Source organism: Streptomyces sp. SID5910, from assembly GCF_009862125.1.
Taxonomy (GTDB): domain Bacteria; phylum Actinomycetota; class Actinomycetes; order Streptomycetales; family Streptomycetaceae; genus Streptomyces.
Window position 1 is genome coordinate 1 of sequence record NZ_WWHX01001004.1, and the last position, 8,095, is coordinate 8,095.

6 protein-coding genes and 1 pseudogene are annotated in these 8,095 nt (G+C 73.5%); 3 read left to right on the forward strand and 4 right to left on the reverse strand.

Annotated elements, in window-relative coordinates; all coding sequences use genetic code 11:
• Positions 1-253 precede the first annotated feature (253 nt).
• The gene (locus GTW67_RS35675; RefSeq protein WP_161168857.1) at positions 254-2,071 is read right to left on the reverse strand and encodes a phosphatidylglycerol lysyltransferase domain-containing protein; all 1,818 of its coding nucleotides are present in this window, start codon (positions 2,069-2,071) and stop codon (positions 254-256) included.
• Positions 2,072-2,300: 229 nt separating this feature from the next.
• On the opposite strand from GTW67_RS35675, the gene GTW67_RS35680 reads away from it, so the two are divergent.
• Complete coding sequence (locus GTW67_RS35680; RefSeq protein WP_161168858.1) at positions 2,301-3,419, forward strand: alpha/beta hydrolase; 1,119 nt, start codon at positions 2,301-2,303, stop codon at positions 3,417-3,419.
• 166 nt (positions 3,420-3,585) lie between these two features.
• Positions 3,586-4,842 carry a hypothetical protein gene (locus tag GTW67_RS35685; protein WP_161168859.1) on the forward strand — a complete coding sequence of 419 codons (1,257 nt, stop codon included), beginning with the start codon at positions 3,586-3,588 and terminating at the stop codon, positions 4,840-4,842.
• Positions 4,843-4,866: 24 nt separating this feature from the next.
• Here GTW67_RS35685 and GTW67_RS35690 read toward each other — a convergent pair whose 3' ends face one another.
• Positions 4,867-6,189, reverse strand: coding sequence for a PH domain-containing protein (locus GTW67_RS35690; protein WP_161168862.1), 1,323 nt, complete (start codon positions 6,187-6,189; stop codon positions 4,867-4,869).
• Positions 6,174-6,677 (reverse strand): PH domain-containing protein, encoded by a 504-nt coding sequence (locus GTW67_RS35695; RefSeq protein ID WP_161168860.1) that lies wholly within the window; start codon positions 6,675-6,677, stop codon positions 6,174-6,176. Before GTW67_RS35695 ends, GTW67_RS35690 begins: the two co-directional genes overlap by 16 nt.
• Before the next feature lie 31 nt (positions 6,678-6,708).
• Between GTW67_RS35695 and GTW67_RS35700 the strand changes: the two genes are divergently transcribed.
• Positions 6,709-7,860, forward strand: coding sequence for an NADH-quinone oxidoreductase subunit D (locus tag GTW67_RS35700; RefSeq protein WP_161168861.1), 1,152 nt, complete (start codon positions 6,709-6,711; stop codon positions 7,858-7,860).
• Here GTW67_RS35700 and GTW67_RS35705 read toward each other — a convergent pair.
• Positions 7,825-8,095 (reverse strand): annotated as a pseudogene (locus tag GTW67_RS35705) (SAM-dependent methyltransferase); the annotation flags it as partial. The gene GTW67_RS35700 and the pseudogene GTW67_RS35705 overlap by 36 nt on opposite strands.

An 8,095-nucleotide genomic window follows, 5' to 3' on the forward strand; every position in this document is an offset into this window, starting at 1 on the left:
GACGCGCCAACCGCTGCGGGCGAACACCCCCCGACACGACCCCTCCTCGCCGTACGCGACTGACGGCAGTCCGGCCTCCCCAGCTGCGGGCAGTCGTGCCGCTGGGGCGGCACGGGTGGGCGCAGCGGCACCCCGGCAGCGCCGGGCCACGCGACCCACCCCCGGCCAGCCTCAGCGCCGGGTACCCCGGCAGCGCCGGGCCCCGGGCAGCATCGGCGCCGGGCCGCCCGCCCCGCATCCGCGCCGGGTCCCGCTACGCCGCTCGGGCCTCCCCGTGGACGCACGGCCGCCCCCCGCTTACCCTGCGGCGCAGAAAGCGGGGGAGTGGTGGGGTCAGTGTCACGAAGCCCTCCGCCTGCATCGCGGCGAAGCCGATGCGGGGCAGGTCGGCGGAGGCTCGGTACACGACGAAGCGCGGCTCCCACCGCGGCCGGAACTTCGCGTTGAACTTGTACAGCGACTCGATCTGGAACCACCGGGACAGGAACACCAGCAGCCCCCGCCACGCCCGCAGCACCGGCCCCGCGCCGATCTTCTCGCCGCGCGCGAGCGCCGCGCGGAACATGGCGAAGTTCAGGGAGACCCGGGCGATGCCCAGCTTCGGGGCCGCCTGGAGCGCGGCCACGATCAGCAGTTCGTTCATGCCCGGGTCGGCCGCGCGGTCGCGCCGCATCAGGTCCAGGGAGACCCCGTCGGTGCCCCACGGCACGAAGTGCAGGATCGCCTTCAGGTCGCCGTACTCGCCGGGCTCCGTGTCCTGCTTGTGGGCCGTCGCGATCAGGCAGTCCCCGTCGGACGGGTCGCCGATGCGGCCCAGGGCCATCGAGAAGCCGCGCTCGGTGTCCGTGCCGCGCCAGTCGTCCGCGGCGCGGCGGATCCGGTCCAGCTCGGTGTCGCCGAGGTCAGCCACGCGCCGTACCCGGGTCTCGTAACCGGCGCGCTCGATGCGCTTGACCATCTGACGCACGTTGCGCATCGCGCGGCCGGCGAGGGAGAAATCCGCCACGTCCACCACCGCCTCGTCGCCCAGTTCGAGGGCGTCGAGGCCCGTCTCGCGGGTCCACACCTCGCCGCCGGTCTCCGAGCAGCCCATGACGGCCGGCGTCCAGGAGTGGGCACGCGCCTCGTCCATGAAGCGCTCGATGGCGCCCGGCCAGGCCTCGACGTCGCCGATCGGGTCGCCGCTCGCGAGCATCACGCCGGAGACCACGCGGTAGGTGACGGCGGCCTTGCCGCTGGGGGAGAAGACCACGGCCTTGTCGCGGCGCAGCGCGAAGTGGCCGAGGGAGTCGCGGCTGCCGTGCTTGGCCAGCAGGGCGCGCAGGCGCGTCTCGTCCTCCTCCGTCAGGCGTGCGGCCGGGTGTTCGGGGCGGAAGGCCAGGTAGATCGTGGTGACGGCGGTGAGCAGGCCGAGCGCGCCCAGGGAGAAGGCGACCGTCCACGACGTGTTGCCGCGGTAGTCGACCGGCCCCTCGAAGCCGAACAGCCCGTACAGCACGTGCGCGATGCGGTCGGCCAGGCTCGGGTCGCCGACCATGCGGTGCGGGTGGACACTGACGATGACCAGCCCGAGCGCGAGGGAACCGGCGCCCATGAGGACGAAGTTGGCGAGCGCCTTCCAGCGGCTGCGCGGGTCGGGCAGCGCCGCGAACTGGTCGCGGTGCCGCAGCAGCGGGGCGAGCAGTACCAGGGAGATGAGCACCCCGGCGAGGGAATGACGGTAGGTGAACTGTGCGAAGGCGCCCAGCGGCAGCAGGGCCACGGCCGCCCGCCAGGCCCGGCGCTTGCGGCGCTTGAGCCCGTGCGCGAGCAGCAGGAGCAGGACGCCCGCGCTGAGCGAGAGCGCCGCGGCGAACGGGCCGAACGCGCCCGGCAGCACCTCCGCGACGGCGTGCATACGGCTGTGCCGGAAGCGGGGGAAGACCCCCGCGGCGACGTTCAGCAGACCGACCAGCGTGCAGGCCCTGCCGACCAGGACGGGCACGGCCTCCGGACGCGGTCCGCGCAGCACCCGGCCCGCGCGCGTGGCGCCGGCGGCCTTGGGGACGACCCCCGGAACCGCACCAGACATTTCCTCATCTGTCCTGACAGACATCGCACCCGTAGTTCTGCGAGAGACCGTGGATCCGGACCCGTTTCGGGCATCCGGCGACATTGCGCCCTCTAGGACGGTGTCTTGGGGGGAGAGGTTCACTCCCCCTCTCAAAGCCACGTCAAAGGCAGAGGAAGTTACGGGACACCCCTCGCGCATCCGACGGGGGGCCGGGCACTCCGTGGGAAGCACAGGCAGGTAGCAAGGCATGGGTCTGACAAGCAACAAGGTGCTGGCACTGGCGGTTCTGTCCGGCGTGCTGCTGTTCGCCGGCACGGTGTGGCTGTGGCCACGCCTGGCCAGGAGGAGCTGGCGTGCCGTCATAGGCCGGATAGGCCTGCTGTTCGCCACCCAGCTGGCGGTCTTCGCCGCCGTCGGTCTCGCCGCCAACCAGTCCTTCGGGTTCTACGCGAGCTGGGCCGACCTGTTCGGGCGGGAGACCGGGCAGGGCGTGGTGGTCGACCACTCGGCGGGCGGCCGCGGTCCGCTCCAGGTGGTCGGCGCGGGCCGGGTGAAGAAGGCGGGTGGCCGGCCCGAGATCGGCGGGCAGATCCAGCACGTCAGGATCGTCGGCCGTACGACGCACATCGCGACACCCGCCGAGGTGTACCTGCCTCCCGAGTACTTCCAGCCGAGGTACCGCACCCGTACGTTCCCCGCGGCCGTCGTCCTGACCGGCTACCCGGGCACGACCGAGGCGCTGGTGACCAAGCTCCGCTATCCGCGTACGGCACTGGACCTGGCCAAGGAAGGCCGCATGCAGCCGATGGTGCTGGTGATGCTGCGGCCGACGGTGGCGCCGCCGCGCGACACGGAGTGCGTGGACGTCCCGGGCGGACCGCAGACGGAGTCGTTCTTCGCCAAGGACCTCCCCGAGGCCGTCCTCGCCCACTACCGGGTGGGCCGCGGACCGGGCAGCTGGGGCGTCGTCGGCAACTCGACCGGGGGCTACTGCGCGCTGAAGCTCGCCCTGCACCACCCCCGCGTCTACGGCGCCGGCGTCGGCCTCTCCGCGTACTACAACGCCCCCAGCGACCCGACCACGGGCGACCTCTTCCAGGGCGACGAGGAACTGCGCAATCGGGCGGACCTCTGGTGGTACGTCAAGCACATGCCCGCGCCCGCCACTTCGCTGCTCGTCACCAGCAGCAAGTCCGGCGAGACGAACTACAAGGACACGCTGAAGTTCATAGAGCGGGTGCGGGAGAAGAAGCCGACCCGGATCTCGTCGATCGTGCTGGAAAGGGGCGGGCACAACTTCAATACCTGGCGGCGTGAGATCCCCGCGGCGCTTCAGTGGCTCAGCGGGCGGCTGGGCGGCCGCTGACGGGCGGCCACAGAGCGGTGGCCGGGCCTCCAGTAGAAATGATCTTGAGTTAATTCGGGCTCTCCGTGGGCAAGTGAATCCCGAAGTCCTGTGAACGCGTCGGAGACGGCCGTGTTTTTACGGGGCGGGGCGCCAAGAATCGCCTACGCGCGGTAAGTTTCTGGCCATGCCACGTGGACGTCACCGCCATTCCCCGCCTCTGCACAGGCTGCTTCCCCCGTCGGCGATCGCAGGCGTATCGGTCGTCTGCGCGGCCGGCCCCTGGGTGTTCAGTGAGGCGGTGATCCTGCGCGCGCTCGCGGCGGCCGCCGCGGCGACGGCGGTCGTCGGCGCGGTCGTCATGCGTCACTGGGACGCGCAGGCGGGCAAGCGCGTCGCCGACCTCACGCGCGCGCGGGCGAGCGACGAGTGGCGCTACGAGGAGCGGGTCGTCGAACTGGAGTCCGACCTGGAGGAGTCGCGCGAGCTGCGCCAGAAGCTGGAGCACCGGCTGCGCGCCAAGCGCACGGAGCTGGCCGGGCTGCGCAACGAGCACGCCTCCCTGCTGCGCCGGTACGCCACCGCGGAGACCGAGCGCGCCAGCGCGCTGGAGGGCCGCCGCCTGCTGGAGATCGAGGCCGCGCCGACGACACCCGCGCTGCCCGCGGCCCGGCCCGCGCCCGCGGAGGAGACGGAGGAGACGTCCGCACCGGAGGCCGCCGAGGAGGCGTCCGGGGCGTCCGCCGTCTTCTCCCCGGCGGGCTCCCGGCTGTTCCTGCGGGCGAGCGCCGCACTGGCACGGTTCGACGACGAGGCGCCCGCCGGTGAGGAGGACCGGGCCGTCGAGGGTGACGACGACGGCGGCGACGACGGGGACGGCGGGGGCAACGGCGGCGGCGAGAGTGCCGCGGCGGCCGAGCCCGCGCAGGAGGACGAGGCCCAGGGGCAGCCCGAGGCGGCCGACGGGCACGAGGCCGCGCCCACCACCGCGCCGGGCCGGGCCGACGACCGGCACGAGGAGCGGCCCGACGACCGGCACGAGGAGCCCGACGACCGGCTCGACCGGTCGGCGTCGCAGCCAGGGCAGTCGCAGGAGCAGCCGTCCGGGCGCAAGCCCGCCGGGCACTACACGGTGCCGACCGCGGTGGCCGTCGTGCCGGCCGCTCCCGCGCGGCGCCCCGTGGTCGAGGGCGGTTTCGACTTCTTCGGCACGAAGAACGCCAAGGACGCGACCGCGTCGCCCGCCGCCCTGGAGGCCGTCCAGAACGAGGACCTCGCCGACGTCGTCGGCCAGGAGGCCCTCGCCCTGCACAAGGCCGAGACGGAGGCCGCGTTCAAGCCCGCCGGCGAGGAGTCCCGCGGAGTGGGCCAGGTGATCGACCTGACCGCCCACGACGAGACCGAGCAGATCGACGTACAGGGGCTGCGCAGCGCGGTGTCCTGACCGCCGCGGACCCGGTGGACGCCGTCACGCCATCCAGCGGTCCGGCAGCGCGTCCCGGCGGCCCGTGCGGGAGCGTTCCGCCTGGCCGCTCAGCAGGGCCGCCGCCTCCTCCGCGTCCCGCAGCCGCGCGGTCACCGTCTTGTTCGCCCCCGTGTCCACCCGTACGTCGGCGACCCGCAGGGTCCGCTGCCACGGGCCCTGCGTCAGGCGGACGCTCTGGACCTTGGCGTGCGGCACCAGCGCGAGGCTCCTCCGCAGCAGCCCGCGGCGGGCGGCGAACACCGCGTCGGTGACGGCCAGTCCGTGGCCGCGCCACCACAGCGGCAGGCACCACCGGGACCGCCGCGGCGGACGGGACAGCTCCGCCGGCACGGTCACCCCGGGCAGCACCCGCGCCACCACCGACTCGGCGATCTCGCGCGGGGCGACCGGCAGCAGCACGGAGTTCGACGACCCGGCCACGTCCAGCTCGACCCGGACCCAGCCGCGCCGGCGCCACAGCAGCGGCTCCACGATGCGTACCGTCTGCACCCGGCCCGGCGGCACCGTCTCGTGGGCCCGGTCCAGCAGGCCGTGGTCGATGCGCAGCCCGTCCTGCGATTCGGCCACCGTCCAGTCGTACTCCCCGACGAACCGCCCCACGCTGCTCGCGCCGGCCGCGCCCAGCAGCGGCAGGGCGGTCGCCAGGACCGTCCACAGGCTGTGGGTGGCCGACCACAGCAGCGTCGGTACGGCCACGGCGGCGACCAGCGTGCCCCAGGTCGCGCCGGTCAGCAGGAGGGAGACGGCGAGGACGCCGGGCGGCACGCGCAGCAGGTGCCGGGAGGGCGCCTCGCCGACCTCGTGCGCCGTCTCGGGCGCGAAGCCCGCCGCCCGCGCGAGCAGTTCGGCCCGCAGCGCCCGGGCCTCGGCGGCGCCCAGGAAGGCCAGCTCGTCCTTCTTGGCGGTGCCGATGACGTCGAGCTTCAGCTTGGCGACCCCGGCGACGCGGGCGAGCAGCGGCTGGGTGACGTCGATGGCCTGGATGCGTTCGAGCCGGATGTGCGCCGTACGCCGGAACAGCAGGCCGGTACGGATGCGCAGCTCGGCGTCCGTCACCGCGAAGTGGGTGAACCACCAGGTCAGGAAGCCGTACAGGGCGGCGGCGGGGATGAGTACGGCGAGGCCGATCAGCAGCGTGGTCGTGGTCAGCCGCGTGAGCTGGCGCTGGGCCTGGTCGGGGTCGTGCACGGCCCAGCCGACGATCACGGCGACCGGCGCCCAGGCCCGCCGCAGCGGGGTGACGGGGTGCAGCCGGCGCTCGGTCACCCCGTCGCCGGCGCCCGTGGTGCTCACAGCCCCGCCGATCGGGCCTCGCCCAGCTCGGTGAGCCGGTCGCGCAGGCGCTCCGCCTCGGCCGGGTCCAGGCCCGGGATGGTCGCGTCGGTCGCGGCGGCGGCCGTGTGCAGCTGCACGCTGGCCAGCCCGAAGTACCGCTCGACGGGCCCGGAGGTCACCTCGACCAGCTGCATCCGGCCGTACGGCACGACGGTCTCCTCCCGCCACAGCACGCCCCGGCTGATCAGCAGGTCGTCGGCGCGCTCGGCGTACCGCCAGGAGCGCCAGTTGCGCTCCAGCACCACCCAGCCCCAGATCAGCACGGCCAGCGGCAGCAGCGCGAAGAGGGCCCAGGCGGGGCCCGCCAGCAGGCCGGGCACCAGTGCGGCGGCGAGCGCGAGCAGTCCCAGCCACACCACCAGCAGCAGCCGCCGCATCCGCAGCAGTCCCGGCGGCAGCCCCGTCCACACCGGTCCGGCCGTCGTCGTGCCCGTTTCCCCGGGGCTCCCCGTCTCCATGGACCCAGCGTACGTAGGGGAGACTGTGCGCATGACTCCCAAGACGGAGACCATGGTCGGTATCGGCGGCGCCGCGGAGAGCACCGACATGGTGCTCAACATCGGCCCCCAGCACCCGTCGACGCACGGCGTGCTGCGGCTGCGGCTCGTCCTGGACGGCGAGCGCATCGTGAGCGCGGAGCCCGTGATCGGCTATATGCACCGCGGCGCGGAGAAGCTGTTCGAGGCGCGTGACTACCGTCAGATCATCGTGCTGGCCAACCGGCACGACTGGCTGTCCGCGTTCTCCAACGAACTGGGCGTCGTCCTCGCCGTCGAGCGCATGCTCGGCATGGAGGTGCCCCCGCGCGCGGTGTGGACGCGGACGCTGCTCGCGGAGCTGAACCGGGTGCTGAACCACCTGATGTTCCTGGGGTCGTACCCCCTGGAGCTGGGCGGCATCACCCCCGTCTTCTACGCCTTCCGGGAGCGGGAGGTCCTCCAGAACGTCATGGAGGAGGTCTCCGGCGGGCGCATGCACTACATGTTCAACCGCGTCGGCGGCCTCAAGGAGGACCTGCCGGCCGGCTGGACCGCACGCGCGCGTGCCGCCGTCTCCGCCGTGCGCTCGCGCATGGACGTCTTCGACGACCTGGTGCTCGGCAACGAGATCTTCCGGGGACGGACGCGCGGGGTGGGCGCGCTGAGCGCCGAGGCCGTGCACGCGTACGGGGTGAGCGGGCCGATCGCGCGTGCCTCGGGCGTCGACTTCGACCTGCGCCGCGACGAGCCGTACCTGGCCTACGGGGAGATCCAGGACACCCTGAAGGTCGTCACGCGTACCGAGGGCGACTGCCTCGCCCGCTTCGAATGCCTCCTGGAGCAAACGCACAACGCCCTCGACCTCGCCGACGCCTGCCTGGACCGGCTGGCCGGGCTGGAGCCCGGGCCGATCAACCAGCGGCTCCCGAAGGTGCTGAAGGCGCCCGAGGGCCACACGTACGCGTGGACCGAGAACCCGCTCGGGATCAACGGCTACTACCTGGTCAGCAAGGGCGAGAAGACCCCGTACCGGCTGAAGCTGCGCTCCGCCTCCTACAACAACATCCAGGCGCTCACCGAGCTGCTGCCCGGGACGCTGGTCGCGGACATGGTGGCGATCCTCGGGTCACTGTTCTTCGTCGTCGGGGACATCGACAAGTAGCCGCGCGGCGTCCACGGGCCCGACCGGCTGGAGCAGCCACACGAAGTCGCCGAGCCCGCCGGACGCGGTCAGCTCGGCGGCCTCGGACGCGCTCGCGAGGGCACGCACATAGGCCGCCGGATCGGTGGAGGCGAGCGCGAGCGGAGGCCGAGCGCCGGCGACCCCGAGAGCACGCAGGGCGCTCCGCTGGGGGAGCAGCCGCGCACGGGGGAGCGCGCACACCGGCTCACGCGCG

Coding starts and splice junctions, on each gene's coding strand:
- GTW67_RS35695 (WP_161168860.1), bottom strand. CDS start 6,677: ATGGAGACGGGGAGCCCCGGGGAAACGGGCACGACGACGGCCGGACCG.
- GTW67_RS35680 (WP_161168858.1), top strand. CDS start 2,301: ATGGGTCTGACAAGCAACAAGGTGCTGGCACTGGCGGTTCTGTCCGGC.
- GTW67_RS35675 (WP_161168857.1), bottom strand. CDS start 2,071: ATGTCTGGTGCGGTTCCGGGGGTCGTCCCCAAGGCCGCCGGCGCCACG.
- GTW67_RS35685 (WP_161168859.1), top strand. CDS start 3,586: ATGCCACGTGGACGTCACCGCCATTCCCCGCCTCTGCACAGGCTGCTT.
- GTW67_RS35700 (WP_161168861.1), top strand. CDS start 6,709: ATGACTCCCAAGACGGAGACCATGGTCGGTATCGGCGGCGCCGCGGAG.